Genomic DNA, 24,715 nt, shown 5'->3' with positions numbered 1-24,715 from the left:
AGCGCGCGCCCGGACGGGAACGCGGCAACCGACGGCCCGTGCGCCCTGCCAGGCCGCGCGCACCGCCTCGGCAGGGCGCTCGGACTTGAAGACCGCGCTCATGCCGGCGCGGCCGCGCGATGACGCAAATGGATCAGCGGGTAAGCCCGCCCCTGGCCGTCGCGATCGGAACGCCCGGTGCGCTCGAACCCCAGCCGTTCATAGAAACCGATCGCCTGCGCGTTCTGCTCGTTGACGTCGGTGCTCAGGCCCGGATGGCGCCGCAGCGCGTCTTCGACCAGCGCGCGGCCGACGCCCGTGCCGCGCGCGTCGGGATCGACGAACAAGGCTTCCATGTGGCTGCCGTCCAGCAGCATGAAGGCCAGCGCGCGGTCGTTCGCATCCACGGCCAGATCGAGCGTGGCGGCGGGCAGCAAGCCCACCACCTCGGCCTCGATATCGCGACGGTCCTGCGGCGACAGGAAATCATGGGTGGCATCGACGGCGCGGCGCCAGATGTCGACGACGCGTTCGCCGTCGGCGGGGGTGGAGATTCTCAGGGTGATCATGGTGCTACGGAAAGAAGAAAGGAAGAGATCACGGCGAGGCGTCAGCCGGCCTCGGTGCGCCGTTCGATGGCGCGGATGACGGCCACCATGTCGGACGCGCCCAGGCCCTGGGCCTCGGTCTCGCCGTACAGCGCATGGCTGGCGTCGAGCAGCGGCGAGGCGATGCCGGCGCTACGCGCGGCCTCGGCCACCAGGCGGCTGTTCTTCAGGACGTCGGTGATCGCCGCCTGCACCGAGAAATCCTGCGTCACCAGCTTGCCCAGCTTGACGCGCGACACGTCGCTGGCCATCGGCCCGGCGTTCAGCACCTCGGCGAACAGCGCCAGATCGATGCCCTGGCGCGCGGCGAAATGCACCGACTCGGTCAGGCCCGTGACCATGGTGATCAGGAACAGGTTGACCGACAGCTTCATGGCCAGCGCGGACGGCACCGCGCCACAGACGAAACTGTCGCGGCACAGCGGCCGCACCAGCTCGCGCACGGCAGCGACGTCGTCGTCATGGCCGGCCAGCATCACCACCAGTTGCCCGGCTTCGGCCGGCTTGCGCGAGCCCGACACCGGGGCCTCGACGTAGCGGCCGCCGGCTGCTTCGATATCCGCGCCGAGCTGGCGCGAGAAGTCCGCCGAGGTGGTGCCCATGTTGACGATCACGTGGCCGCGCACGCGCGCGGCGAAGTCGTCCGTGCCACGCGCCAGCACCGCGTCGATGGCCGCGTCGTTGGCCAGCATCAGGATCACGGTGCGGCACTGCGCGAAGACCTGGCCGGCATCGTCGGCCACGCGCGCGCCCGCGGCGCGCAGCGCGTCGTAGCCACTGGGGGAACGGCTCCAGACCACCAGCGGCGTGCCGGCGCGGGCCAGGTTGAGCGCCATTGGCGTGCCCATGACGCCCAGGCCGATGAATCCGATATCCATGTGTGTCTCCCGCTTGGTTGTGATCAGTGGCGCGTGGCCTCGATGCGCAGGCCGGCCGCCTTCCAGGCGGGAAAGCCGTCGCCCAGGCGCTGCGCCTGGAAGCCGCGGGCGCGCAGCAATGCCACCGCGCGCATCGACAGCACGCAGTAACGGCCGCCGCAATAGGCCACGATGTCCTGGTCGCGCGGCAGCTGCGCCAGATGCGGCTCCAGTTCCTCGGTGGGGATGTTGACCGCGCCCGGAATGTGGCCGGCGGCGTAGTCCTCGCGCGAACGCACGTCCAGCAGCAGCGCGCCCTCGTCGAGCCTGGCGACCAGTTGCTCGATCGAGACCGCTTCGAGCTGCTCGGGACGGTTGACGCTGTCGGCCGCCACGCGCCGCATTTCCTGGCGCTGGTGCGACAGGTAGTCCTGCAAGGCCGACAGCACTTCCGACACCGGGCCGGCGCCGCCGCGATACAGCACGTGCTTGCCGTCGCGGCGCGACTGGATGAAGCCGGCGCGCTTGAGCTGCTGCAGATGCTGCGAGGCATTGGTGACCGACAGCCCCGATCCCAGGGCCAGCTGCTCGACCGTGCTTTCGCGCTGCAGCACCGCCTGCAACAGGGCCAGGCGATGCGGATGACCGAGCGTCTTGGCGGCATCGGCCAGGTCATCGAGGGAATCGGCGGCGGGATCGGTCATTGGCAGAGTCGGCGGCAGGGTCTTCATTGACGCGACCATATCATCTTCCTATCATTCCATCATTTGTTGGATTGATAATTTACAAAAGAGACGCCTCCCATGTCATCCCCTCCCCCCGCGTCCGCCGCGACGGCCGCCCCCGCCTCCTGGGGCGACCTGCTGCGCGGCAGGAACGGGCTGCGCTCGATCGCGCTGGCCGGCGGCGTCGCGCTGCACGCCATCAACATCTACGTCGTCACCACCATCCTGCCGACCATCATCCGCGAGATCGGCGGGCTGGCCTATTACGCCTGGAACACCACCCTGTTCGTGGCCGCCTCGATCGTCGGCTCGGCCCTGTCGGCCAAGCTCATCGACCGCCTCGGCCCGCGCCTGGCGTACCTGCTGGCGCTGGCGGTGTTCTCGGCCGGCGCGATCGGCTGCGCGCTGGCGCCGTCGATGCCGGCCCTGCTGCTGGGCCGCACGGTGCAGGGCCTGGGCGGCGGCGTGCTGTTCGCACTGAGCTATGCGCTGATCCGGGTCGTGTTCGACGCGCGGCTGTGGCCGCGGGCCATGGCGCTGGTGTCCGGCATGTGGGGCGTGGCCACCCTGGGCGGCCCGGCCATCGGCGGCGTGTTCGCGCAGAGCGGCCACTGGCGGCCGGCGTTCTGGGTGCTGGTGCCGGTGGCGCTGCTGCTGGCGCTGATCGTCGCCAGCCAGTTCCGCGGCAAGAGCGCGGGCGAATCGGCATCGGGCCCGGTGCCCTGGCTGACCATCACGCTGCTGGTGCTGTCGGTGCTGGCGATCTCGGCCGCCGGCCTGTCGCAGAGCCTGGCCTGGAACGCCGCCGGCATCGTGGCGGGCATCGCCATCGCCGCCGCCATCGCCCGCATCGACAGCCGCGCCCGCGCCAAGCTGCTGCCGACCGGCGCCTATTCGCTCGGCACCCAGCTGGGCCTGCTGTACGCCATCATGAGCCTGCTGGTGGCGGCCCTGACCACCGAGATCTTCGTGCCCTATTTCCTGCAGGTGGCGCACGCGATGACACCCCTGGCCGCCGGCTACATGACCGCGCTGATGGCGGGCGGCTGGACGCTGGCCTCGATCTACAGCGCCGGCCGCGAGCCGGCCCGGGCCTGGCGCCTGATCCGGGCAAGTCCGCTGGTGGTGCTGGCCGCGCTGGCGGCGTTGGCGGCCACCATGCCGGTCGTCGCCTGGCAGCCGGCGTCGCTGGGCCCGGTCCTGCACGGCATCGCGCTGACGGCGGTGGGCTTCGGCATCGGCCTGGGCTGGCCGCATCTGCTGACCCGAGTGTTCTCGGCGGCCGCGCCGGGCGAGGAAACGCTGGCGTCGTCGTCGATCACCACGGTGCAGCTGTATGCCACCGCCCTGACCGCAGCGCTGGCCGGCGTGGTCGCCAATGCCGGCGGCCTGACCCAGCCGGGTGGCATCGACGGCGCCAAAAGCGCGGCGCTGGTGCTGTTCGGCGTGTTCGCCCTCGCGCCGGCGGCGGCCGTCCTGCTGACCGGCCGCCTGAAACGCGCGTGAAACCGGCGCGGCGGGACGGCGCCCCGCCGCGTCCATGCAACGGCCGTCAGGCCAGGACCGCGGGGTTGATCACGTGGATCGGCTTGCCGGCGGCGTAGGCGACGATCTGGTCGAAGACGTCGGAGAACTGGGTCTCGTATTCGTCTTCGGTGACGTAGCCGATGTGCGGCGTGCACAGGGCGTTGGGCAGCTGCAGCAAGGGATGCTGCGGATCGGTCATCGGTTCCGACTCGAACACGTCCACCGCCGCCGCGCCCGGCCGGCCCGCGCGCAGCGCCTGCACCAGCGCGCCGGGCTCGATCAGGCCGGCGCGGCTGGTGTTCACCAGCAGCGCCGACGGCTTCATCCGCGCCAGGTCCGCCGCCGTGACGATGCCGCGCGTGTCCGGCACCAGCCGCATGTGCAGCGACAGCACGTCGCAGGCCTCGAAGAAGGCCTGCTTGTCGGGCGCCACGTCCCAGCCGTCGTCGCGGGCCCGCTGGCGCGAGGCCTCGCGCGCCCACACCAGCACCTTCATGCCGAAGGCGGCGCCGTAGCGCGCCACTTCGGCGCCGATGCGGCCATAGCCGTAGATGCCGAGCGTGCGGCCGCGCAGCGTGCGGCCCATGCCGGTCTGCCAGGTGCCCTGCTTGAGCAGTTGCACCGCCTGCGGGATGCGCCGCATGCCGGCCAGCACCAGCCCCCAGGTCAGTTCGGCGGCCGCGTACGACGGCGTGCCGGCGTGCTGGTTCGACGACAGGATGACGCCATGCTCGGTGCAGGCGTCGACGTCGATGTGCGGATAGACGCTGCGCTGGCTGATCAGCCGCAGCTTGGGCAGGCGCGCGATCAGCGGCGCGCGGATCTGGGTGCGCTCGCGGATCAGCACCAGCGCCTCGGTGTCGCGCAGGCGCTCGGCCAGCGCGTCCACGTCCTGCACGTGGTCGTTCCAGACCGTGACGGCGTGGCCGTCGAGTTTGCGGAAACAGGGCAAGCCCCGCAGCGTGTCGAAATAATCGTCCAGAATGGTGATGTTCATGGTCTGTCGTCCTCCTCGGATGCGGGCATTGTGGGCGCCCGCCAGCCGACCGTAAAATGATATTAATTAGTCAATTGATGCGTTTTCCTCATGAAAATCGACGTGCTCGGCGTACAGGCCTTCGTGGCGATCGCGGATCACAAGAGCTTTCGCCGCGCCGCCGGCGAGCTCAGCATCACCCAGACCGCGTTGAGCCGCCGGCTGCAGAACCTGGAATCGTTCCTGGGCGTGCGGCTGGTGGAACGCACCACCCGCTCGGTGGCGCTGACGCCGCCCGGCGACAGCTTCCTGCCGCAGGCGCGCCGGTTGCTGGCCGACCTGGCCGCGGCGCTCACCGAGATCCGCGAAACCGGCAAGGCCCAGCGCGGCGACGTGACGCTGGCCTGTGTGCCGACCATCGGCGTGCACTACCTGCCGCACATCCTGCAGCGCTACAGCGCCGAGCATCCTCAGAACCGCGTCAAGGTGCTGGACCATTCGTCCGGCGCGGTGGCCCAGGCGGTGCTCACGCGTGAAGCCGAGTTCGGCATCAACATCGCCGAGACCCACGCCCCCACGCTGCAGAGCATCCCGCTGCTGCAGGACGACTTCGTGCTGATCTGCCGCGAAGACCATCCGCTGGCGCGCCGTCGCACGCTGCCCTGGGAAAAGCTGGAAGGCCATCGGCTGATCTTTCCGGGCACCAGCAGCAACAACCGGCCGCTGCTCGACCACGCGCTGGCCGAACTGGCGCCGCGGCTGACCGCCTTCTATGAAGTGCAGCGCAGTTCGACCGCGGTCGGGCTGGTGGCGGCCGGCGCCGGCATCGCCGTGGTGCCGCGGCTGGCCTGGCAGGCCGGTTCGTATCCGGGGTTGCGGGTGGTGTCGCTGCACACGCCGGTCGTGGGCCGCACCTTTTCGCTCATCAGCCGCAAGGGCGCGCACCTGTCGCCCGCCGCCCAGGCCTTGCACGACCTGATCCTGCGGCACCGCGAGCAGGGGCCGCGCTGAGGCGCCGCCGGGCGCGGAACTTTCGCACCGCTTCATACAATTAGTGACGCTTCGCCGGAAAAATCGGGCCACAATGCGCCGGCGCTTTTCCCGATCCACGAGGAACCACGATGAACAAAGTCCTTGCGTTGCTGCTCTGCGCCGTCCTGCCCGCCGCCGCATCCGCGGTGCAGCCCGATGTCGAGCCCCTGACGCTCAACCCGCAAAACCAGCTGTACTGCAACGAGCAGGCCGACTGGTGCGTGGGGATCAAGGTCGACGGCGGCTTCGAGGACAATGGCCCGTTCGCCACCAGCCGCACCCTGCGCGCCGACTACCGCTTCTGGGACCTGCCCGACATCCCGAACTTCACGCGCTTCACCGTCTGGCCGCACCTCATCCGCCTGAGCGAGGAGCGCGCCCTGGTCGGCGTGATCGGCCCGAACGAACCGGACTACAAGGAAGAGATCCAGTTCCCCGGCGGCAGCTTCTCGCGCCGCGACCTGTACCTGTTCATGGTCGACCTGGGCGACAAGTCCTCGGCCCTGGCGCACCTGATTCCCTACACCGCCAAGGCCGGCATCCGCGCCTGCGCCAACGAGGCCGACGAGAAGCGCCGCGAAGGCAACTGCATGGACTATTACCGCTATGACGCCACGGTGAAGGCCCTGCCCAGCAAGCAGCCGTATCCGGACCTGCAGGTCACCACCCAGGCCACGCGCAGCCCGGCCGACGCCAGCCGCTACGGCGATCCGGGCAAGCGGCCCGCGCCGACGGCCGCGCAGTTGCAGCCGCGGGCCGACAAGCAGTGCAGCTACACGGTGACCTACAAGTGGCAGGAAGAGGGCTCGGTCTACCGGCCCGCCACGCCGGTGCCGGACTGCGCCGAGTTCCTGGAACCGCATCCCGGGAAGAAGTGACGCGCGGGCCGGCCACCCTGGCGGTGTCCCGGCCCCGCCAGTCTCGCCGCCGCGGCGCAATGCGCCCGGCGGCCGGCGCCGTCAGTCGGCGTAGCCCGGATTGCGCCGGTCCAGCCGGCGCAGCAGGCCCGGCCAGGCCAGCGAGGCCTTGTGCGCCCGGTCGGCCGGGGATTCAACCGCCGCGCGCGCCAGCACCTCGGGCGGAATGAACGTCAGTTCGCCGCCCGCCTGCGCCCGCACCTGCACCATGCAGGCCGCTTCCAGCCGGTGCATGGCCTGGAACGCCTCGGCCATGCTCTGCCCCACCGTCAACAGGCCGTGATTGCGCAGGATCAGGTAGTTGTTGCCGCCCAGGTCGCGCACCAGCCGCGGCTGCTCTTCGGGATTGAGCGCCAGGCCCTCGTAGTCGTGATAGCTGAGCGAACGCAGCACGATGAACGCGAACTGCGACAGCGGCAGCAGGCCTTCCTTCTGCGCCGACACCGCCACGCCGTTGATGGAGTGCGTGTGCAGCACGCACATGGCGTCCTTGCGGGCCGCGTGGATACAGCTGTGGATGGTGAAGCCGGCCGGATTGATGTCGTATTCCGAGTCCATCACCTTGCGCCCGTGCAGGTCGATCTTGACCAGGCTGGACGCCGTGATCTCGTCGAACATCATGCCGTAGGGATTGATGAGGAAATGCTCGGTGCCCGGCACCTTGGCCGTGATATGCGTGAAGATCAGGTCGTCCCACCCGAACAGCGCCACCAGCCGGTAGAGCGCCGCCAGGTCCTTGCGCACCTGCCATTCCGTCTCGCCGACCCGTTCGCGCACGCTGGCGCCCGTTTGACCTGCCGTATCCATGCTGTCTCCCTGTGTGGTGTTCTCCCGCCACGGGAACGCGGCGGGGTCTGTTGCGCACTGTATTCCGTTTGCCCGCCGCCGGTGGCGTGGACAAGGCAAGCGTCCGCTACGTGCAACGCGGCGGCGGCAAGCACGCGGACCCGGCGGGATGCCCCGCCTCAGGACGCGCCGTCCGCGCCCCGCCCGGCCGACGCGCCGCGCAGGATGGCCGCCAGGCACAGCGCCAGCGCCTGCACCACCGCGTCAATGTCGAGGTGTTCAACCGCATCGCGCTGCTGGTGTTGCTGATTGCCGGCATCAACATGCTGATCCAGGTGTTCTGAGGCAAAAGCCCGCCGTTCGCGGGCCAGTCCGTCTACAATTCAGGAATAATTCAGGTTCGCCGAAGAGCGGGGATCGGCGCGCCGTGACAACCTGGGAAGACGGAGACACCATGCAAGACCCCATCAGGATCTTTGTCGGCTGCGACCCCAACGATTGCGATCTCGAACAGATGATGGTGCTGGACTACAGCGCCCGCAAGCATGCCTCGCGCCCGGTCGAGATCACCTGGATGCGCCTGTCGCGCGACCCCGCCAGCCCCTGGTACTGTGATCCGGAGCGCGGCCGCGGCTGGCGCACCGAAAAATGGTCGACGCCGTTCTCGGCCTTCCGCTGGGCGGTGCCGGCCGCCGCCGGCTTCCAGGGTCGCGCCTTGTACATGGACGCCGACATGCTGGTGCTGTGCGACCTGGCCGATATCTGGAACCTGCCGCTGGATGGCGAGGCCATCGTCGCGGGCTGCCGCGACGGCGACGGCTGGCGCTCCTGCGTGGCGCTGTGGGACTGCGCCCGCGCTCGCCCCTATCTGCCCACGCTGGAGGCCCTGCGCGCCAAGCGCAACGCCAATCGCGAGATGAAGCACTACTTCGCCGACCGGCCGCGGCTGGTCCAGCACCTGGACGCCCGCTACAACAGCATCGACGGCGAAAACCTGGCGCGCGACGAGATCGGCATCCTCCACTATTCCGACATGGGCACGCAGTTCTCGCACCGCTATGCGATGCCGCGCCTGCATGCCGAAGGCCGCCAGCACTGGTTCGACGGCGAGGTGGTGACGCACGCCCGGGCCGACCTGGCCGAACTGTTCGAGCGCTACTACCAGGAGGCCCTGGCGGCCGGTCATTCGCCCTGCGACTACCGCAACGACGCGCCGTTCGGCGACGTGGTCAAGGCCTCCCAGAAGGACTACACCGGCAACCGGCCGCGTCCGGCGCGCCGCTCGTGGGTGCAGCGGCTGTGGGCGGGCGCCCTGGGCGGCTGAAACCGGGCGGGTTTGGGCTCTAATGGCGCCATGTCCACCGCCCCCCTCGTTTCCTATTTCTGGCGCGGCGACGCGCTGCGCAGCCGCGGCGTCGGCGCCGCCGTGCGCACCGCCACGCTCGCCTTGCCCGCGCCGCCGGCGCGCCTGGTCGCCGATTGGGCGCGGGAAATCGACACCCGGCTCGAACTCGAACCCGGCGACGTCGAGCAGATGCCGCTGGCGCGCACCATGACGCGTTGGCCCGAATACAGCGCCTGCGTGCGGTCGATGCGCGACTGGAGCGCCGCGCTCGGGCTGGGCGACGTGCTGGCCGACGGCGACATCGCGCTGATGGCCTGCCGCGGCGCCCGCTACCACCACGACGGCGATCAATATGGCAGCGCGGCCTTCTGCAATCTGTTCCTGAGCGAGGACAAGGGCCTGGACCTGGTTTTCGCGCAGACCGGCCAGCGCATCGCGCTGACGCGCGGCACCGCGGTGCTGTTCGATACCTGCCAGCCGCACGGCGTGGTGCCACGCGGCGCCCACGTGTTCCGCGAATCGGACTTCGCGCCGGGACCGGACCTGTCGCAAGTATTCCTGACCTGGGAGTTGCCCATCGAAGACCCGCGCGTGGCGGCCGTGCTGGACATCGCCTTCGATATCGACCCGGCCGGCGCCGCGCGGCTCGACGACGAGCAGGTGCGGCGCGGCGACACACGCCTGGCCGTGCGGCCCGACCGCGGCGATTGGGCCGACGCCGCCTCGCTCATCGACTAAGGCCGGCGTCATCGCGCCGGGCATGCGCCTCCAGTTGTTCGACCAAGGCCCGCGCGCCGTTGTCATCGAACATGTCGGCAAGCGCCTCGATGCAGCCCGGCGCGATGCCCGCCGCGCGCGCCCACATCGATTCCTCGCCGCGCCGTTGCCCCGCGCGCCAATCATCGGCCCCGACCAGCGCCTCGGCCAGCTCCGCCGCGTCCAGCATCGCCAGGTTGACCCCCACGCCCAGCGGCGGCATCACGTGCGCCGCATCGCCGATCACGGTCAGCCCGGCCCGGTGCGGCCAGCGCAGGCCCGGCGGCAGCGCCATGATCGGACGCACCGCGGCGACCCCCTCGGCCTCGGCGATCAGGTCCAGCAATGACGGCGCCCAGCCCGCAAAGCGGGCCAGCAGCGCATCCTTGCCGATTGTGGCCAATGCCGGGTCGGAGCAGGCCCCGGCCACCGCCCCGGTCCGCAGCGCCGCGTAGACGCGCAAGGTGGCGTTGCCATTGCGCTGCCCCACGATGCCGGCGCCGCCATGCAACGCGAACAGCGTGCCGTGGCCCACCAGGCGGGCGGCCCGCGGATGGCGGCGGTCGACGTCGCGCAACCACAGTTCGATGAAAGTGACGCCCGTGTAGGCAGGCTGAGCGGGCGTAAGCGCGGCGCGGACCCTGGACCAGGCGCCATCGGCGCCCACCACCAGGTCATACGGTCCCTTCACCCCGCTGGCGCAACGCAGGTCATGACGGCCGTCGGCGCGGGGCAGCACCGCCTCCAGCCGCTCGCCCCAGCGCACCACGCCGGCGGCCAGCGGGTGCAGCAACAGCGCGCGCAACGCCTGGCGGTCGATCTCCGGACGGTCGCCCTCGCCCGGCGCGGGAATCTGTTCACGCAGCAATTCCCCGGTGGCGTGGTGGACCAGCCGTGTCTCCTGGTCCTCGTGCCGCGCGATCGCCATGAAGGCATCCAGCAATCCCGCCCGCGCCAGCGCCCGTTGGCCTTCCTCGGGATGCAGGTCCAGCGAGCCGCCCTGGTCGCGCGCGTCGACCGAGACGTCCGCCTCGAACACGTCCGCGCGCCAGCCATGGCGCTGCAGGACATTGGCCAGGGTCAGGCCGGCCGGGCCGGCGCCGACGATCGCGATGGTGGGGGCTTGCCGCATGGCGGTCTTTCCTTTAATTTAATAGGTGCCTATATATATTACATAGGTACCTATTCAATTAAAAGAGGACGTATGACCGCCCCTACCGATTGGCAACCCGATTGGCAACCGCGGCAGATGCCGACCCTGCTCATCAACCACTACGGCCGGCTCTTGACGCGCCAGGCCGATGAGCGCCTCAAGACCATCGGCCTCACCGCTTCGCAGCTGCCGGTGCTGGCGGCCCTCAAGGACGGCGGCGCGCTGACGCAACGCGAATTGGCCGAAGCCGCCGGCGTCGAGCAGCCGAGCATGGCGCAACTGCTGGCGCGCATGGAGCGCGATGGCCTGGTGCGGCGCGACCCGTCGCCCACCGATGGCCGCAGCAGCCTCGTGTCATTGACCCCGGCCGCGCAGCGCAAGCTGGAGCCGGGCCGCGCCCTGCTGCGCCAGATCGACGAGGAGGCGTGCGCGATCTTCACGCCGGCCGAGCGCGAGGCGCTGGCCGGCATGCTGCTGCGATTGCTGGAAGCCGCTTACCAGTAGACGTCCTGGTTGTAGTACTTGTGCAGGTCGCGGGCCCAGGTCTCGTCGGCCATGCTCGGCCAGTTGTCCTTGTCGAAGCCCGGCGCGTTCTTCAGCGTTTCCTTGTCGACGTTGAGCACGAAGCACTTGCGGTCGGTATCCAGCGTCAGCGCGTGCCAGGGAATGGCGAACAGCTTTTCGCCCATGCCCAGCACGCCGCCGCGCGCCAGCACCGCGTAGGCCACCCGGCCGCGCGGCACATCGATCATGATGGCCTTGACGTCGCCCAGGCTCTCGCCCGCCGCGTTGTAGACGTCGTTGCCTTCCAGCGTATTGGCGGCCATGACCTCCGGCCCCGGACCGAGCGCGTTGGTTTTCGGACCGCCGACGATATTCGATTGGTGTTCCATGGTGTCGCTCCTGCGCGGTCGCCCGCGGCATGTATTGAATTGAATGGAATGGATGAACGGCCTGCTCAGCGGCGGCGTGATTCCGCCATCAGGCAGACGGCGGCCAGCGCGCCCACCAGCACGGCGCCGGCGATGGTCTTCCAGGCGTTCTCGTGCACATAGCCGTCGGTGGCGGCCGATACTTCCCTGGCCCGCCGCCACGCGTGCCGGCCCCTGTCGCGGACCTGGACGCGCGCGGCGTCCAGCTGGTGCTTGAGCCGATCCCGCGCCGCCTCGATCTCCGCGCCGCCGTAGCTGGCGGTGCTGCGCAGCAGGTTCTCGGTTCCCGACACCAGTTCACGCAGCGTGTCGCTGCCATTTTGTGTAGCCATGACCTCTCCTTGAAAAAATGACCGCCAGGCGCGAGCCGCTGCGGGCCGCGGCGACGGACGCCAATCCGTTAGCAAGCCGCGTGCCGCACCCTCAGCCGGCCCACCATTGCTTGAGCGTCGCGCGCAGCGCCGCGGCGCCGGCGCCATCGCTTTCCTTGCGCAGCGCGGCCAAATAGGCGCGCGCCTGCTTGAGCGACACGTGCGGCGGCAGCGGCGGCATCTCCGGATCGGTCACCACTTCCAGCACCGCGGGCCTTCCGGCGGCCAGGGCCTGGTCCCAGGCCGGGCCAACCTGATCCGGCGCCGTCACGCGAATGCCTTCCAGGCCAAGCAGGCGGCCATAGTCGGCATAGGAGAACTGCGGCAGCCACTGCGAATCCGCAAAGCGCGGATCGCCGCCCATGACACGCTGTTCCCACGTCACCAGGTTGAGATCGCCGTTGTTGAGCACCATCACCACCAGCGTCGGATTGCTCCATTCGCGCCAGCGATGGGCGATGGTGATGAGCTCGTTGATGCCCAGCATCTGCATCGCGCCGTCGCCCACCAGTGCGATCACCGGCCGGCCGGGATAGGCCAGCTTGGCCGCCACGGCGTATGGCACGCCGCAACCCATGCTCGCCAGGCCGCCCGACACCGAGCCCATCATGCCTTCACGCAACTGCACGTCGCGCGCGTACCAATTGGCCGCCGAGCCGGAGTCGCAGGTGACGATGCAATCCGTCGGCAGGCGCTCGGACAATTCCACGAACGGCAGTTGCGGGTTGACGGGGTTGGCCGCGACCGCCGCGCGCGCCTGGACCGTTTCGCGCCAGCGCAGCACGCGCTTTTCGATGTATCCGCGCCAGTCGCCGGACGCCTTCGGCCGCAGCAGGGGCAGCAGGGCCTCCAGCGTCAGCCGCGCGTCGCCGACCAGGCCGACCTCGGCGGGATAGCGCAGGCTCAGCTGGCGCCCGTCCAGGTCGATCTGCACGCAACGCGCCTGCCCCTCGCGCGGCAGGAATTCCGCGTAGGGAAACGAGGTGCCCACCATCAGCAGGGTGTCGCATTCGTTCATCATTTCCCAGCTGGGCTGGGTGCCGAGCAGGCCGATGGCGCCGGTGACGTATGGCAAGGCATCCGGCAGCACCGCCTTGCCCAGCAGCGCCTTGGCCACGCCCGCGCCCAGGCGCTCGGCCACCGCCCGGACTTCGTTGCCCGCCGCCAGCGCACCCGCGCCCACCAGCATCGCCACCCGCTCGCCGCGATTGAGGATGTCGGCCGCGTTCGCCAGCGCGGCCTCCGCCGGCACCGACGCATGCGAGGTGACGCCAATGCCGGTGTGCACCGTGCCGTGTTCGCGCGGCGGCGTGGGGACGGCCTCGAGATCCTGCACGTCGTTCGGAAAGATCAGGCAGGTGACGCTGCGCCGTTCCATGGCGATGCGCATGGCGCGATCGACCATGTGCCGGGCCTGCAGCGGCGAGGTCACCATGTGCACGAAATCGTGCGCCACATCCTTGAACAGATTGGCCAGGTCCACCTCCTGCTGGTAGTCGCCGCCCAGCGCGCTGCGGGCCTGCTGGCCCACGATCGCCACCACCGGCTGGTGGTCCAGCTTGGCGTCGTACAGACCATTGAGCAGGTGGATTGCGCCGGGTCCGGAGGTGGCCATGCAGACGCCGACCTGCCCGGTGAACTTGGCGTGGGCGCACGCCATGAAGGCCGCGCCCTCCTCGTGCCGCGCCTGCACGAATTGCAGCGCCGGGTTGCGGCCGAACGCGCCGATCAGCCCATTGATGCCATCCCCGGGGTAGCCATAGATGCGCTGCACGCCCCACTGGCCAAGACGGTCCAGCACGAAGTCGGATACGGTTTGCACGTCGATTCTCCTTGCGGTTGCGGTAATGCCATCCCCCGCCTGCGCAATTGCCGTTCCCCGCGCCGCGCCCCGGCCCGACGGAACGCGGCGCGCATCCCTTACAAGAACCGGCAATAACGGCACCCGCGGCGGACGGCGCGGTGTGCGACGGGCCACATGCCACAAGTGAGATTCATTATTATTTGACGCCCGCCAGCACGCCGCAGACCGACCCGCGCAACGTGCTGGCGCGGATGCGCTACACGTTCCAGTCCAGCGCGGGGCGATCAGGCCGCGCGCATCGCGGCCGCCAGCGGCGCCAGCGACGGCGCGATCAGGGCCAGCAGCCGGGCCTTGCCCACGCCATCGCGCGCCTGCACCGACAGGCCGTGCAGCAGCGCGGCGTAGTAGTCGCCCAAGGCCTGCACGTCGGTGCCGGGCTTGAGCGCGCCATCGCGCTGCGCGGCCTCGAGGCGGTCGATGATGGATTGCGTGCGCGCCTTGCGGTGCGAGGCCAGCCAGCGCATCACGGCTTCGTTTTCGGCGGCGTAGTTGGTGGCGGCGCTGACCACCATGCAGCCCTGCGGCCGGCCGCGGCGCGTGTAGGTCGACACGGCCTCCAGCAGCATTTTCTCGACGGCCTCGCGCACGTCCGCCGACTGCAATGCGTGTTCGGCGAAGGCGCCGTCGCCCGCCTCGTAGCGCTCGACCGCTTCGCGGAACAGGCCTTCCTTGGAACCGAACGCCGCATACAGGCGGGCCGAGGCCAGGCCGGTGGCGGCCACCAGATCGGCCATCGACGTGCCCTCGTAGCCATGCTGCCAGAAGGCCAGCATCGCCTGCTGCAATGCGAGGTCGCGGTCGAATTCCCTGGGTCTGCCTGCCATGTGCCATGCCTGATGAGTTGCGTGTTTTCGTAGTGTAGCGCCGCGCCGCTCCGGGCACTCCGGCGCGCATGCGCTTGCGTCGCGCGCCGGTTTCGGTCTATTCTTTGTCGTTCGACAAACAATTGACTCAAGCCGATATCCGGCAAACGAAAGGCAGACCACAGCATGAAAACCCTCAAAGGCCCCAGCATCCACCTGGCGCAATTCAGCGACGCCGCCGCGCCGTTCAACAGCCTGCCCGCCATCGCCGAATGGGCGGCGAGCCTGGGCTTCAAGGCCCTGCAGATTCCGGCCTGGGACGCGCGCCTGTTCGACGTGGCGCTGGCCGCGTCCAGCCAGGACTATTGCGACGAGATCACCGGCATGCTGGCCAGCCATGGACTGGTCATCAGCGAGCTGACCACCCACATCTTCGGCCAGCTGCTGGCCGTGCATCCGGCCTATGAAGCGATGTTCGACACCTTCGCGCCGGCGGCGGTGCGCGGCAATGCGCTGGCCCGCACCCAATGGGCCCACGACCAGCTGCTGCTGGCGGCGCAGGCCTCGCGCCGCCTGGGCCTGACCGACATGGGCACGTTCTCGGGGTCGTTCGCCTGGCCCTACCTGTTCCCGTTCCCGCAACGGCCGGTCGGCCTGATCGAGACCGCGTTCGACGAACTGGCGCGGCGCTGGCGCCCGGTGCTGGACGCCTGCGATGAGCAGGGCGTGAACCTGTGCTACGAGATCCACCCCAGCGAGGACCTGCACGACGGCATCACGTTCGAGATGTTCCACGAGCGCGTCGGCCGCCATGCCCGCTGCGCCATCCTGTTCGACCCCAGCCACTTCGTGCTGCAGCAGTTGAACTACCTGGATTACCTGGACATCTACAAGGACCACATCCGCATGTTCCATGTGAAGGATGCCGAGTTCAATCCGAGCGGACGCCAGGGCATCTACGGCGGCTACCAGTCGTGGGGCGACCGCGCCGGCCGCTTCCGCTCGCTGGGCGATGGCCAGGTCGACTTCAAGGCGATCTTCTCCAGGCTCGCGCACCACGACTACGCCGGGTGGGCCACGCTGGAATGGGAATGCTGCCTGAAGGACCAGGAAGCCGGCGCGCGCGAAGGCGCGGCGTTCATCCAGCAGCACATCATCCCGGTCACCGGCAAGATCTTCGACGACTTCGCCGGCGCCGCCATCGACCAGCGCCAGATCAATGCGCTGCTGGGCATCGCCTGATTTGCGCGCGCACGTTCCCCCTCCAATACTTGCCTATATCCCAAGACTCATGACACACCCCCACGACGCCTACCTGCCGCCCGGCGCGGATTTCTCGCATCGCTATGTAATGGTGAACGGCGCGCGCCTGCATTGCGCCGTCGCCGGCACCGGCACGCCGGTGCTGCTCATCCCCGGCTGGCCGCAGACCTGGCTTACCTGGCGCCACGTGATGCACGCGCTGGCCGGCCAGGGCTACCAGGCCATTGCGGTGGATCCGCCCGGCACCGGCGATTCGGATCGCCCGCAGACCGGCTACGACACCGGCGCCATCGCCGCCACCCTGCATCAGCTGATGGCGCAGCTCGGCCACGCGCATTACCAAGTCGTGGGCCACGACATCGGCATGTGGGTCGCCTATGCGCTGGCCAGCGATTTCCCCGGCGCGGTCACGCGCCTGGCGCTGACCGAAGCGGTGATCCCCGGCCTGGCGCCCGAGCCCACCATCTTCGCGCCGCCGGAGGACAACATCTTCCTGTGGCACTTCATGTTCAACCGCCTGCCCGACCTGCCCGAGGCGCTGATCGCGGGCCGTGAACAGGCCTACCTGACGTACATGTTCGACAAGTGGTCGCACCGCCGCGACCGCGTCGCCGCGCAGGCCTACATCGACGCCTACGCCGCGCCGGGCGGACTGCGCGCCGGCTTCGCCTACTACCGCGCCATCCCCGAGACCGTGCGCCAGAACGGCGAGCGCGCCCGCACCCCGCTGCCGATGCCGGTGCTGGCCATCGGCGCCGAACACGCCACCCGCGACGCGCCGCTGGTCACCATGCAGCGCAATGCGCTCGACGTGCGCGGCGCCATCATTGCCGACTGCGGCCACTTCGTGACGGAGGAGTGCCCCGAGGAATTCCTCGCGCACCTGCTGCCGTTCCTGTCGAAGGCGGGCTGAGCATGCCCCTGGATCCGCATATCGACGCCTATCTGCGGCGCCTGTCATCGGCCGCCGCGCCGCTGGACCTGCAGGCGCAACGCGCGGCCACCGAAACCGGCCTGCGCGCCTTGCAGGGACCGCTGGAACCGGTGGCAGCCATCGAGACCCACATCGTGCCCGGCCATGGCGGCCATCCGCTGCGGGTGCGCGCCTATACGCCGAATGGCGCGACGCCCGGCGCGGTGTTGCCGGCGCTGGTGTACGCGCATGGCGGCGGCTGGTTCCAGTGCTCGCTGGAGGTCTACGACAACCCCTGCCGCGCGCTGGCCAACGCCACCGGCTGCAAGGTGCTGTCGGTCGACTACCGCCTGGCGCCGGAAAGCAAGTTCCCGATTCCGCTGGAGGACGTGTACGCGGCGCTGACCTGGGTGGCGGCCCATGCCGGCATGCTGGGCATCGACCCCGCCCGCCTCGCCATCGGCGGCGACGGAGGCCGTGATGCGCTACTGCTGGTTCACCTACCTGGTCAATGAGCGCGACGGCGCCTCGCCGTATGCCTCGCCGCTGCGCGCCGACCTGGCCGGCCTGCCGCCGGCGACGCTGCTGATCTGTGAATACGATCCGCTGCGCGACGAGGGCCTGGCCTACGCCGAACGGCTGCGGCAGGCCGGCGTGGCGGCGCGCGACGAACTGCTGCCGGGCATGGTGCATGCGTGCATCCACATGCTGGGACTCACGCCCGACGCCCGCCGCCTGTTCGACCTGGCGGGCGCGGCGCTGCGCGAGGCGTTCGGGCTGCCGGCGGATTGATCGCCGTCTCGCGGCGAGGCGGTAACGGTTGCGCCACCGGGGCGCGCGTCAGCCGCGCACCGCCGCCTCGATGCCGGCGACGTCGATCTTGCCCATCTGCATCATGGCTTCGAAGGCGCGCCTAGCGGCGGCGCGGTCCGGCGACACCAGCGCTTCGGTCAGCACGCGCGGCGTGATCTGCCAGGACAGGCCCCAGCGGTCCTGGCACCAGCCGCACACGTTTTCCTGGCCGCCATTGCCGACGATCGCGTTCCACAGGCGGTCGGTCTCGGCCTGGTCGTCGGTCGCGACCTGGAATGAGAAGGCCTGGTTGTGCAGGATGCCGGGCCCACCGTTCAGGCCAAGACAGGGAATGCCGGCAACGGTGAACTCCACCGTCAGCACATCGCCCTCGCGCCCCGACGGATAGTCGGCGGGCGCATGCATCACGCGGCCCACGGCGCTGTCGGGAAAGGTCTGCGCATAGAACCGCGCCGCGTCCAGCGCGTCACGGTCGTACCAGAGGCAAATCGTATTCTTGCTGATCATCATCGGTCTCCTGCGATGAGAAACGACACGCGAACGGAAAAATGCCACCCAATCGAGCATAACGCCGGCCCCGGTGCGCAGACGTTACGAAGCGTTGGCGAATATCCCGCGCCCCGCGGCGGCGATCCCCCCGGGGTGACAGACCGCCACGGCTCTGCGCATAATCCCGGGCATCCCGTCCTCCCGCAGGAGTCCACCGGCATGACCTCCCCCTCGCTGGCGTTGCCGCGTCTCGCCACCCATCGCCTGCGCCGCGCGCTCTGCTGCGTCGCGGCACTGCTGTGGCTGGCCTGCGCCCCTGCCGCTCAGGCCTTCGATCGCCAGGCCCAGACGCAGCGCTACCAACAATGGCTCGGCGACTTCGAGCGCGACCTGCGCCGGCTGGCCGCCCTGCCCAATCCCACCGACGCCGACGTCGAGCGCCTCTTCGCCGATACCGTGGTGCCGTCCTCGCGCGCGGTGGCCTTCGTGCGCCAGCTGGCGGCGCAACCGGCCGGCGCCGTGTCGGGCGAAATCGTGTTCCAGGGGCCGACGCGCCTGCTGCTCGGCCTCCTGCGGCAATCGGTGGTGGCGGGCGACGGCGGCCCCTACACCGACACGCCGCCGGGCAAGGCGCCGCTGCAACTGCGGGCGTGGTACCTGCACATCGACGGCGGCGGCCAGCTGGAACGCTATTTCAACAACCCGGATGCCGCCAAGCCCTATCGCCTGCCCCCCGACGGCACGCTCGAGCGCGGCGTCTATCCCTTCCTGGTGTTCGACGATGGCCCGCGCCTGCGGCTGGGCGCCATGACGCGGGAATACTGGAACGTGGTGCGCTTCGTGGACGACCAGCAACATGGCTGACGCAACGATGTCCCGGCGCTGGCAGCGCAACCTCGGCGCCCTGCTGCTGGCCGCCGCCCCCGCCCTGGGCTGGGCCGCCTGCGCGCCCATCGACACGTCTTTCGGCGCCGAGCCGGCGGGCGTCGCGCTGCGCCCCCAGCCGCTGGCGCTGTCGCTGGACGGCCCGCGCGTGTTGCTGGGCCTGCATGGAGAACGCGTGCAGGCCGACACCCGGCTGATCGCGGTGGCCGAGGATGGCGACCTCACGCCGCGTATCTGGACCGACGCGGTGGACTGGAGCGTCTACGCCAGCCCCGCCGGCGCCCCCGGCATGACCGTGTTGCAGCGGGACGCCGACGGCCGGCTGTGCCGCATCGACCGCTACCGGCAGGTGCGCGGACGCCAGGTCGAGGATGGCGGCTACCGGCTCGCTTACGATGCCGGGAACCGGTTGGCGGCCTATGCCGAATTCACGTCGGCGCGCCATGGCCAGAGCGCGCTGCAACAGGCCTGCGTCACCCGCGACGCCCAGGGCCGCGTCACGGCCGTGTTCCAGGACGGCTGCGGGGGCACGCCGTCGCGGCCGGTGTACTACGTGCGCGACGACGGCGGCACGCTGCTGCGCGCCATCGACCAGCGCGCCGGGCCGCTCGGCACGGTGGTGCGCAGCCTGAACCCCGATGGCAGCACGCGTGCGGTCTACCGCTCGCGTCCCGACCCCGACCGGGACGGCGCGCTGATCGCCTATGCGCTGCCGCCCGACCCACAAGACCGGATCCTGCCGGTGGCGCCCGGCGCGTCGCCGGTCGTCATCACCGAGATCCCCGACGAACCGTGGCGCGTGGTGCGCGTGCCGGCCGACACGGTCGAGGGCGATGCCTTGCCTTCGTGGGACCCGCAAGTGCAGACGGTCCTGCTGAAAGGCAAGAGCAATGCCCAGGGCCGCGTGGTGCTGGATGCGGCGCAGATCGCGCCGTTCCACCAGGCCTTGCGGGAAACGCCGGGGCGGGTCTTCCTGTACGTGCATGACATGACCCGCTTCCTGCCCGTGACGGCACTGGACGCGCAGGCCTGGAGCCGCTGCGTCGATCCGGCGCGGCGCGACGCGAAGGCCTGCGAGTGAGCCTGCGGGCCGCTCCTCACGGGCAGGCTTGCGTCTCCACCGTCAGATGCGACAGGCCGGCGATATGCGCCAGCTTGGCCTTGTAGAACGCGCTGTCGCGCGGATGGCGCGTGACCAGCGAGACGATCGCGGCATAGTGGCCCGGGCCGACCTGCCAGACGTGCAGGTCGGCGATCTCGCCGTCGCCCGCATCCAGCGCCTGTTCGATGTCGCGCCGCATCTTGCCGCTTTGCGGCGTGGCGTCGAGCAACACGGTGCCGGAATCACGGATCAGGCCCCACGACCAGCGCGCGATGACGAGCGCGCCGACCACGCCCATCGCCGGATCCGCCCATAGCCAGCCGTAGCTGCGGCCCGCCAGCAGCGCCACGATGGCGAGCACCGAGGTCAAGGCATCGGCCAGCACGTGGACGTAGGCCGAGCGCAGGTTGTTGTCGTGGGTCTGTTGCGGTCCGCCATGCGCCGCGCCGTGCGCGTGGACGGGCTCATGGCCGTGGGCACGATCGTGTTCGTGGCCGTGTTCATGCAGGTGTTCGTGATCATGATGATCGTGCGGCGCGTGACCATGGGCGTGGCCATGGTCGTCCCGCAGCAGCCAGGCCGACACCAGGTTGACCACCAGCCCCGCCGCGGCGATGGCGATGGCCTCGTCGAAGCGGATCGGCACCGGATCGACCAGCCGCGCCAGGCTGTCCCAGCCGATGATCATGGCAATCAGGGCCAACACGATGGCGCTGGCGAACCCGGCCAGCTCGCCCAGCTTGCCGGTGCCGAAGGTGAAGCGCGGATTGCGGGCCTGGCGGCGCGCGTAGCCATAGGCCAGCGCGGTGATCAGCATGGCGCCGGCATGCGTGGACATGTGCCAGCCATCGGCCACCAGCGCCATCGACCCGTAGAGATTGCCGGCGATGATCTCGACGACCATCATGCCCGCCGTCAGGGCGATGACCCACCACACCCGGCGTTCGTTGCGCCGGTGGTCGAGGCCGAGAAAGACATGGTCATGGGTCGGGGGGGTAGTCATGGCATTGCTCCTGCTCGCGGGCCTTGAACCGGCGGCCCCATGCCGGCGGGCGCTATTTCATGTAGGCCCGGATCACGTCCATCATTTCGCGCGCCGCCTCGACCCGCTCGGCCTCGGACGGCGCATGCACGATGTGCTCGTCGAGGTGGCCCTGCATGACTTCCGCCGTCAGGCCACTGAGCGCGCCGCGGGCCGAGGCCAGCTGGCGCAGCACTTCGCCACAGGCCGCCTCGGTCTCGAGCGCGCGTTCCAGGCCATCGAGCTGGCCGCGGATGCGGCGCACGCGGGCGATGAGCTTTTCTTTCTGGCGGATGGTGTGGGCCATGGTCGGTGCGCGGAAAAATATAGTGTAGGGGACTATATTATATAAACCGTGCCCCAAGGCCTGATGCCCCTGGCGTCATCCCGGAAAATCGGACGCCAGGGCAGTTAGCTGCCGCGCCGCAGGGCCGACGGGTTGACGCCGAACTGCTTGCGGAACGCCGCCGAGAAATGGCTGGGATTGCTGTAGCCGAGGTCCGTCGCCACGTGCGCCACCGACAGCCGTCCGCGCAGCAGTTGGGTCCGCGCCTGCTGCATGCGTTCGTGCTGGAAGCAGTCGTAGATGCTGCGGCCATAGTGCCGGCGGAACGCCCGCGCCAGGGTCGGCACGCTGACGTCCGCCTCGCGCGCCAGCGCCTCCAGGCTGGGCGCGCGGCTCAGGTCGGCCAGCAGATGCTCGTGCACTCGCGCCATGCGGCGCTGCATGGCCACCGGCAAACCGGCCAGGGGCCGGCCGCAGGATTCCAGGAACAGGCCCACCAGCAACAGCGACTGGGCCTGCATCCACAGCCCATGGCGGCTGGCCGCGCCCTCGCCGGCCAGGCCCTGCGCCAGCTGATGCGCGGTGCCGCGCAGCTCGGCGCCGCCATGGCCATGCAGGAAGCAGGCCGCCGACGCCAGGCCGCTGGCCAGGTCGCCTTCCAGGTCGTGGCTCCAGTGCCGCAGCACGTCGGGCCTGACCATCACGGTGACGTTGTCCAGGCAGCCTTCCTGGCAGTAGTGGCCGCGCCGCCCCGGGCCGTAGCTGATGGTGCCGGTGCCCTCGCGCACCGCGAACTCGCGGCCGCCCTCCCAGCCGTCGAAGTGGCAGGCGGCGCGTCCGTCCATGCGGCTGTTGAAACTGAAATGAACGTAGTCGCTGTCGTCCTGCAGGGGGATGTCCATGGCCTCGCGAAAGGCGCTGCGCCAGTAGACCAGCTCGGCGCCATCCTGCAGCGGCATGCGGGTGATGCGGCAGACGCTGCCGGGCCCCAGGCGCAGCACCGAGGTATCCATCACGACACGGGAAAGCGGAATCAGGCCGGAACTCATGGGACGCGCACCAGGCAGAGTTGATCCGATTCGGGCGGGAATGATCGGATCCGGGTAGCAATACAAATGTAAATCATTATCATCCATTCGTATCAAGCCCGCAATCGCGGTCCGGCCAACCGCGATTGTTCCAACTCCCCACTTCCAGAAGGCCCCCATGCGACTCCCCTCCCTGCCAGCGCTGTCCCTGTCCACGCTGGCAATGTCCATCGCCCTGCCCGCCCAGGCGCAATCCGCCACCGACGCCGCCACCCTGCCCGCCGTCACCGTGCATGCGCGCGGCGCCGACGAAAACGCCAAGGACCTGCCGTACACGGTAGAGGTCATCGACGGCATCACCCTGGAACAGCGCCGCCTGCTCAATGTCGAGCAGGTGCTGCGCGCCACGCCCGGCGTCAACGTCAATTCGTCGGGCGGCGCCAACGTGTCCACCATCTACATCCGCGGCGTCGGCGCGCTGTACCCCATGAGCATGGATGACAGCTCGGTGGCGCTGAACGTCGACGGCAGCCCTCTGTCGACCCGCCACATCTCCATCGGCACGCTCGACGTCGACCAGATCGAGGTGCTCAAGGGTCCGCAGGGCATGCTGTTCGGCGGCATGGGCGAGGCCGGCGCGGTCAACCTGACCACGCGCCGCCCGACCCGCGAATGGGAAGGCTATGCCCGCGCCGAATACGGCCAGGACCGCCAGTTCCTGACCGAAGCGGCGGTCGGAGGCCCGCTCACCGACAAGCTGGCCGGCCGCTTCGCCATCCGCGCCGGCGGCTCGGACCACTGGATCGAGAACGCCCGCACCGACCAGCCGCTGTCCAAGCCGCGCGACCTGGCGTTCCGCGGCAGCCTGCTGTGGGACCTGACCGCGCGCACCAGCGCGCTGGTGTCGGCCGAACGCCACCAGATCCGCCACCTGGGCGAACAGCTGGTGCTGATGCCCTACGGCCGGCCGCCCACCGTCGACATGGATCCGTCGCTGCTGGACGACGCCAAGAAGACCGTCGAGCGCTACACCTTGCAGCTGGACCACCGCTTCGACCGCGCCCGCCTCACCGCCACCTCGGCCTACACCGACAGCTACAACATCGGCCCGGTGGTCTACGACCGGCGCCTGCAGAACGCCATGGGCCGCGGCGACAGCGAGTTCTGGAACGTCGACGAGGCGCGCGAGCGCCTGTTCACGCAGGACGTGCGGCTGGCCTCGCTGCCCGAGAGCCAGGTGTTCTGGGTCACGGGCCTGTCGTACTCGCAGGCCAAGCGCTCGTATGACACGCCGCGCAACACCTACGGCAACGCCAGCGCCAAGTACCGCGACTTCGATACCGACCGCTACGGCATCTACGGCGAAATGACGGTGCCGCTGGCCAGCGACTGGAAGCTCACCACCGGCCTGCGGCAGTCATGGGTGCGCAAGACCTACGACGGCAAGTACCACGGCGGCGGCATGGTCACCACCGACCACCGCAAGCTCGACGACACCTTCACCACCGGCCGCGTGGCGCTGGCCTACGCCCTCACGCCCACCACCACGCTGTACGGCAGCTACGGCCGCGGCTACAACCCCGGCGGCTTCAACGACTACGCGGCGCAGCCGCTGGACAGCGAGCCGTACAAGGCGGCCAAGACCGACTCCTACGAACTCGGCTTCAAGTACCTGAGCGCCGACGGGCGCTACGGCCTGAACGGCGCCGTGTACCTGAACCAGGTGCGCAACAACCACCTGCTGTCGTACGACTCGGCCACGTTCGCCGTCAACGCGCTCAACGCCGACACCCGCAGCAAGGGCGCCGAACTGCAGGGCACGGTGCAGCTGGACAACGGCCTGGGCTTCACCGCCGGCCTGAGCTACATCGACGCCAAGATCACCACCGCCGTCAACGGCATCGGCGACGGCGACGTCAAGGCCGGCAACCGCGTGCCCGACGTCTCGCGCTGGGGCGGCACGCTGGGCGTGACCTACCGCCGCGCCCTGCCGGCGATGCTGGCGATGGCGGCGCCCGTCTTCAATGCCCGGATCGACTACCAATACGTCGGCAAGCGCGCCGCCGATCCGCAGAACCATTTCGACCTCGACAGCTACCACCTGCTGAACGCCCGCCTGGGCGTGGCCAACGGCCGCGCCGAGTACTACGTGTGGGGCAGCAACCTGCTGAACCGGCAGTACGACCTGTACGGCTACTTCGCGCCGCCGTCGGTGTCCTATGGCGCGCCGGCCCGCGGCCGCACGCTCGGGGTCGGCGTTTCCTATACTTATTGATCCGGAAGT

The 24,715-nt window shown here is 69.7% G+C and carries 28 protein-coding genes; 14 read left to right on the top strand and 14 right to left on the bottom strand.

Features of this window, described 5'->3' with window-relative positions; genetic code table 11:
- Positions 1-98: 98 nt before the first annotated feature.
- The 3 genes from I6I07_RS12500 to I6I07_RS12490 are packed head-to-tail and all read right to left on the bottom strand — an operon-like array spanning position 99 to position 2,148.
- The gene (locus tag I6I07_RS12500; RefSeq protein WP_198486885.1) at positions 99-548 is read right to left on the bottom strand and encodes an acetyltransferase; all 450 of its coding nucleotides are present in this window, start codon (positions 546-548) and stop codon (positions 99-101) included.
- 41 nt (positions 549-589) lie between these two features.
- Positions 590-1,465 carry an NAD(P)-dependent oxidoreductase gene (locus tag I6I07_RS12495; protein WP_198486884.1) on the bottom strand — a complete coding sequence of 292 codons (876 nt, stop codon included), beginning with the start codon at positions 1,463-1,465 and terminating at the stop codon, positions 590-592.
- 23 nt (positions 1,466-1,488) lie between these two features.
- Positions 1,489-2,148 (bottom strand): ArsR/SmtB family transcription factor, encoded by a 660-nt coding sequence (locus I6I07_RS12490; RefSeq protein ID WP_198486883.1) that lies wholly within the window; start codon positions 2,146-2,148, stop codon positions 1,489-1,491.
- A 99-nt stretch (positions 2,149-2,247) separates the two neighbouring features.
- Here I6I07_RS12490 and I6I07_RS12485 point away from each other — a divergent pair, with 99 nt between their 5' ends.
- Complete coding sequence (locus I6I07_RS12485; protein WP_198486882.1) at positions 2,248-3,675, top strand: MFS transporter; 1,428 nt, start codon at positions 2,248-2,250, stop codon at positions 3,673-3,675.
- A 46-nt stretch (positions 3,676-3,721) separates the two neighbouring features.
- Here the strand turns inward: I6I07_RS12485 and I6I07_RS12480 are convergent, their stop codons facing one another.
- A complete protein-coding gene (locus I6I07_RS12480; protein WP_198486881.1) occupies positions 3,722-4,693 on the bottom strand; it encodes a D-2-hydroxyacid dehydrogenase family protein in 972 nt (323 codons plus the stop codon).
- Between the two features lie 90 nt (positions 4,694-4,783).
- Between I6I07_RS12480 and I6I07_RS12475 the strand changes: the two genes are divergently transcribed.
- Both I6I07_RS12475 and I6I07_RS12470 read left to right on the top strand, forming a co-directional pair.
- A complete protein-coding gene (locus I6I07_RS12475) occupies positions 4,784-5,683 on the top strand; it encodes a LysR family transcriptional regulator (protein WP_061073450.1) in 900 nt (299 codons plus the stop codon).
- Positions 5,684-5,793: 110 nt separating this feature from the next.
- On the top strand, positions 5,794-6,582 hold the full coding sequence (locus I6I07_RS12470; RefSeq protein WP_198486880.1) for a hypothetical protein: 789 nt from the start codon (positions 5,794-5,796) through the stop codon (positions 6,580-6,582).
- Between the two features lie 81 nt (positions 6,583-6,663).
- Here I6I07_RS12470 and I6I07_RS12465 read toward each other — a convergent pair whose 3' ends face one another.
- Positions 6,664-7,428: a class II aldolase/adducin family protein gene (locus I6I07_RS12465; protein WP_198486879.1), complete on the bottom strand. Its 765-nt coding sequence runs from the start codon at positions 7,426-7,428 to the stop codon at positions 6,664-6,666.
- Positions 7,429-7,478: 50 nt separating this feature from the next.
- Here I6I07_RS12465 and I6I07_RS12460 point away from each other — a divergent pair, with 50 nt between their 5' ends.
- From I6I07_RS12460 to I6I07_RS12450, 3 genes are all read left to right on the top strand, one after another.
- Complete coding sequence (locus tag I6I07_RS12460; RefSeq protein ID WP_198486878.1) at positions 7,479-7,751, top strand: hypothetical protein; 273 nt, start codon at positions 7,479-7,481, stop codon at positions 7,749-7,751.
- 110 nt (positions 7,752-7,861) lie between these two features.
- Entirely contained in the window at positions 7,862-8,731 is an 870-nt protein-coding gene (locus I6I07_RS12455; RefSeq protein WP_198486877.1) for a glycosyl transferase, read from the top strand.
- Positions 8,732-8,761: 30 nt separating this feature from the next.
- The gene (locus tag I6I07_RS12450; RefSeq protein WP_198486876.1) at positions 8,762-9,490 is read left to right on the top strand and encodes a hypothetical protein; all 729 of its coding nucleotides are present in this window, start codon (positions 8,762-8,764) and stop codon (positions 9,488-9,490) included.
- Here the strand turns inward: I6I07_RS12450 and I6I07_RS12445 are convergent.
- On the bottom strand, positions 9,480-10,640 hold the full coding sequence (locus I6I07_RS12445; RefSeq protein WP_198486875.1) for an FAD-dependent oxidoreductase: 1,161 nt from the start codon (positions 10,638-10,640) through the stop codon (positions 9,480-9,482). The two genes, I6I07_RS12450 and I6I07_RS12445, sit on opposite strands and share 11 nt — an antisense overlap.
- A 72-nt stretch (positions 10,641-10,712) precedes the next feature.
- On the opposite strand from I6I07_RS12445, the gene I6I07_RS12440 reads away from it, so the two are divergent.
- Complete coding sequence (locus tag I6I07_RS12440; RefSeq protein WP_225856561.1) at positions 10,713-11,165, top strand: MarR family winged helix-turn-helix transcriptional regulator; 453 nt, start codon at positions 10,713-10,715, stop codon at positions 11,163-11,165.
- Here the strand turns inward: I6I07_RS12440 and I6I07_RS12435 are convergent.
- From I6I07_RS12435 to I6I07_RS12420, 4 genes are all read right to left on the bottom strand, one after another.
- Complete coding sequence (locus I6I07_RS12435) at positions 11,156-11,554, bottom strand: PRC-barrel domain-containing protein (protein ID WP_006391159.1); 399 nt, start codon at positions 11,552-11,554, stop codon at positions 11,156-11,158. The genes I6I07_RS12440 and I6I07_RS12435 overlap by 10 nt on opposite strands.
- 65 nt (positions 11,555-11,619) lie before the next feature.
- Positions 11,620-11,925 (bottom strand): DUF883 family protein, encoded by a 306-nt coding sequence (locus I6I07_RS12430; RefSeq protein ID WP_006391160.1) that lies wholly within the window; start codon positions 11,923-11,925, stop codon positions 11,620-11,622.
- A 91-nt stretch (positions 11,926-12,016) separates the two neighbouring features.
- A complete protein-coding gene (locus I6I07_RS12425; protein ID WP_198486874.1) occupies positions 12,017-13,786 on the bottom strand; it encodes a thiamine pyrophosphate-requiring protein in 1,770 nt (589 codons plus the stop codon).
- A 266-nt stretch (positions 13,787-14,052) separates the two neighbouring features.
- On the bottom strand, positions 14,053-14,652 hold the full coding sequence (locus I6I07_RS12420) for a TetR/AcrR family transcriptional regulator (protein WP_198486873.1): 600 nt from the start codon (positions 14,650-14,652) through the stop codon (positions 14,053-14,055).
- A 165-nt stretch (positions 14,653-14,817) separates the two neighbouring features.
- Between I6I07_RS12420 and I6I07_RS12415 the strand changes: the two genes are divergently transcribed.
- The 4 genes from I6I07_RS12415 to I6I07_RS31685 are packed head-to-tail and all read left to right on the top strand — an operon-like array spanning position 14,818 to position 17,599.
- Complete coding sequence (locus I6I07_RS12415; RefSeq protein ID WP_198486872.1) at positions 14,818-15,873, top strand: sugar phosphate isomerase/epimerase family protein; 1,056 nt, start codon at positions 14,818-14,820, stop codon at positions 15,871-15,873.
- 49 nt (positions 15,874-15,922) lie between these two features.
- Positions 15,923-16,807 (top strand): alpha/beta fold hydrolase, encoded by an 885-nt coding sequence (locus I6I07_RS12410; protein ID WP_198486871.1) that lies wholly within the window; start codon positions 15,923-15,925, stop codon positions 16,805-16,807.
- 2 nt (positions 16,808-16,809) lie between these two features.
- Positions 16,810-17,322, top strand: a complete 513-nt coding sequence (locus I6I07_RS31690; protein ID WP_232626071.1) for an alpha/beta hydrolase — start codon at positions 16,810-16,812, stop codon at positions 17,320-17,322.
- Positions 17,288-17,599 (top strand): alpha/beta hydrolase, encoded by a 312-nt coding sequence (locus tag I6I07_RS31685; RefSeq protein ID WP_232626070.1) that lies wholly within the window; start codon positions 17,288-17,290, stop codon positions 17,597-17,599. The genes I6I07_RS31690 and I6I07_RS31685 overlap by 35 nt, the downstream gene beginning before the upstream one ends.
- Positions 17,600-17,647: 48 nt before the next feature.
- On the opposite strand, the gene I6I07_RS12400 is transcribed toward I6I07_RS31685, so the two are convergent.
- Entirely contained in the window at positions 17,648-18,127 is a 480-nt protein-coding gene (locus I6I07_RS12400) for a VOC family protein (RefSeq protein WP_198486870.1), read from the bottom strand.
- 201 nt (positions 18,128-18,328) lie between these two features.
- Between I6I07_RS12400 and I6I07_RS12395 the strand changes: the two genes are divergently transcribed.
- Together I6I07_RS12395 and I6I07_RS12390 are read left to right on the top strand one after the other, a co-directional pair.
- On the top strand, positions 18,329-18,973 hold the full coding sequence (locus tag I6I07_RS12395; RefSeq protein WP_198486869.1) for a hypothetical protein: 645 nt from the start codon (positions 18,329-18,331) through the stop codon (positions 18,971-18,973).
- Positions 18,966-20,075 (top strand): hypothetical protein, encoded by a 1,110-nt coding sequence (locus tag I6I07_RS12390; RefSeq protein ID WP_232626069.1) that lies wholly within the window; start codon positions 18,966-18,968, stop codon positions 20,073-20,075. Before I6I07_RS12395 ends, I6I07_RS12390 begins: the two co-directional genes overlap by 8 nt.
- A 16-nt stretch (positions 20,076-20,091) precedes the next feature.
- On the opposite strand, the gene dmeF is transcribed toward I6I07_RS12390, so the two are convergent.
- From dmeF to I6I07_RS12375, 3 genes are all read right to left on the bottom strand, one after another.
- On the bottom strand, positions 20,092-21,099 hold the full coding sequence (gene dmeF, locus I6I07_RS12385) for a CDF family Co(II)/Ni(II) efflux transporter DmeF (protein WP_198486868.1): 1,008 nt from the start codon (positions 21,097-21,099) through the stop codon (positions 20,092-20,094).
- 52 nt (positions 21,100-21,151) lie between these two features.
- Positions 21,152-21,424 carry a metal/formaldehyde-sensitive transcriptional repressor gene (locus I6I07_RS12380; protein WP_198486867.1) on the bottom strand — a complete coding sequence of 91 codons (273 nt, stop codon included), beginning with the start codon at positions 21,422-21,424 and terminating at the stop codon, positions 21,152-21,154.
- A 104-nt stretch (positions 21,425-21,528) separates the two neighbouring features.
- Entirely contained in the window at positions 21,529-22,452 is a 924-nt protein-coding gene (locus tag I6I07_RS12375; RefSeq protein ID WP_198486866.1) for a helix-turn-helix transcriptional regulator, read from the bottom strand.
- 157 nt (positions 22,453-22,609) lie between these two features.
- Between I6I07_RS12375 and I6I07_RS12370 the strand changes: the two genes are divergently transcribed.
- Positions 22,610-24,706, top strand: a complete 2,097-nt coding sequence (locus I6I07_RS12370) for a TonB-dependent receptor (protein WP_232626068.1) — start codon at positions 22,610-22,612, stop codon at positions 24,704-24,706.
- The last annotated feature ends 9 nt before the right edge of the window (positions 24,707-24,715 follow it).

The sequence above is a fragment of the Achromobacter deleyi genome, from assembly GCF_016127315.1.
Lineage (GTDB): Bacteria > Pseudomonadota > Gammaproteobacteria > Burkholderiales > Burkholderiaceae_B > Achromobacter > Achromobacter insuavis_A.
The sequence above is the reverse complement of the archived record's forward strand: the minus strand, read 5'-3'. Positions and strand labels throughout refer to the sequence as shown.

Excerpts from the sequence above, each read along its gene's own strand:
- I6I07_RS12500 (WP_198486885.1), bottom strand. The coding sequence starts at position 548 with ATGATCACCCTGAGAATCTCCACCCCCGCCGACGGCGAACGCGTCGTC.
- I6I07_RS12495 (WP_198486884.1), bottom strand. The coding sequence starts at position 1,465 with ATGGATATCGGATTCATCGGCCTGGGCGTCATGGGCACGCCAATGGCG.
- I6I07_RS12490 (WP_198486883.1), bottom strand. The coding sequence starts at position 2,148 with ATGACCGATCCCGCCGCCGATTCCCTCGATGACCTGGCCGATGCCGCC.
- I6I07_RS12485 (WP_198486882.1), top strand. The coding sequence starts at position 2,248 with ATGTCATCCCCTCCCCCCGCGTCCGCCGCGACGGCCGCCCCCGCCTCC.
- I6I07_RS12480 (WP_198486881.1), bottom strand. The coding sequence starts at position 4,693 with ATGAACATCACCATTCTGGACGATTATTTCGACACGCTGCGGGGCTTG.
- I6I07_RS12475 (WP_061073450.1), top strand. The coding sequence starts at position 4,784 with ATGAAAATCGACGTGCTCGGCGTACAGGCCTTCGTGGCGATCGCGGAT.
- I6I07_RS12470 (WP_198486880.1), top strand. The coding sequence starts at position 5,794 with ATGAACAAAGTCCTTGCGTTGCTGCTCTGCGCCGTCCTGCCCGCCGCC.
- I6I07_RS12465 (WP_198486879.1), bottom strand. The coding sequence starts at position 7,428 with ATGGATACGGCAGGTCAAACGGGCGCCAGCGTGCGCGAACGGGTCGGC.
- I6I07_RS12455 (WP_198486877.1), top strand. The coding sequence starts at position 7,862 with ATGCAAGACCCCATCAGGATCTTTGTCGGCTGCGACCCCAACGATTGC.
- I6I07_RS12450 (WP_198486876.1), top strand. The coding sequence starts at position 8,762 with ATGTCCACCGCCCCCCTCGTTTCCTATTTCTGGCGCGGCGACGCGCTG.
- I6I07_RS12445 (WP_198486875.1), bottom strand. The coding sequence starts at position 10,640 with ATGCGGCAAGCCCCCACCATCGCGATCGTCGGCGCCGGCCCGGCCGGC.
- I6I07_RS12440 (WP_225856561.1), top strand. The coding sequence starts at position 10,713 with ATGACCGCCCCTACCGATTGGCAACCCGATTGGCAACCGCGGCAGATG.
- I6I07_RS12435 (WP_006391159.1), bottom strand. The coding sequence starts at position 11,554 with ATGGAACACCAATCGAATATCGTCGGCGGTCCGAAAACCAACGCGCTC.
- I6I07_RS12430 (WP_006391160.1), bottom strand. The coding sequence starts at position 11,925 with ATGGCTACACAAAATGGCAGCGACACGCTGCGTGAACTGGTGTCGGGA.
- I6I07_RS12420 (WP_198486873.1), bottom strand. The coding sequence starts at position 14,652 with ATGGCAGGCAGACCCAGGGAATTCGACCGCGACCTCGCATTGCAGCAG.
- I6I07_RS12415 (WP_198486872.1), top strand. The coding sequence starts at position 14,818 with ATGAAAACCCTCAAAGGCCCCAGCATCCACCTGGCGCAATTCAGCGAC.
- I6I07_RS12410 (WP_198486871.1), top strand. The coding sequence starts at position 15,923 with ATGACACACCCCCACGACGCCTACCTGCCGCCCGGCGCGGATTTCTCG.
- I6I07_RS31690 (WP_232626071.1), top strand. The coding sequence starts at position 16,810 with ATGCCCCTGGATCCGCATATCGACGCCTATCTGCGGCGCCTGTCATCG.
- I6I07_RS31685 (WP_232626070.1), top strand. The coding sequence starts at position 17,288 with ATGCGCTACTGCTGGTTCACCTACCTGGTCAATGAGCGCGACGGCGCC.
- I6I07_RS12400 (WP_198486870.1), bottom strand. The coding sequence starts at position 18,127 with ATGATCAGCAAGAATACGATTTGCCTCTGGTACGACCGTGACGCGCTG.
- I6I07_RS12395 (WP_198486869.1), top strand. The coding sequence starts at position 18,329 with ATGACCTCCCCCTCGCTGGCGTTGCCGCGTCTCGCCACCCATCGCCTG.
- I6I07_RS12390 (WP_232626069.1), top strand. The coding sequence starts at position 18,966 with ATGGCTGACGCAACGATGTCCCGGCGCTGGCAGCGCAACCTCGGCGCC.
- dmeF (WP_198486868.1), bottom strand. The coding sequence starts at position 21,099 with ATGACTACCCCCCCGACCCATGACCATGTCTTTCTCGGCCTCGACCAC.
- I6I07_RS12380 (WP_198486867.1), bottom strand. The coding sequence starts at position 21,424 with ATGGCCCACACCATCCGCCAGAAAGAAAAGCTCATCGCCCGCGTGCGC.
- I6I07_RS12375 (WP_198486866.1), bottom strand. The coding sequence starts at position 22,452 with ATGAGTTCCGGCCTGATTCCGCTTTCCCGTGTCGTGATGGATACCTCG.
- I6I07_RS12370 (WP_232626068.1), top strand. The coding sequence starts at position 22,610 with ATGCGACTCCCCTCCCTGCCAGCGCTGTCCCTGTCCACGCTGGCAATG.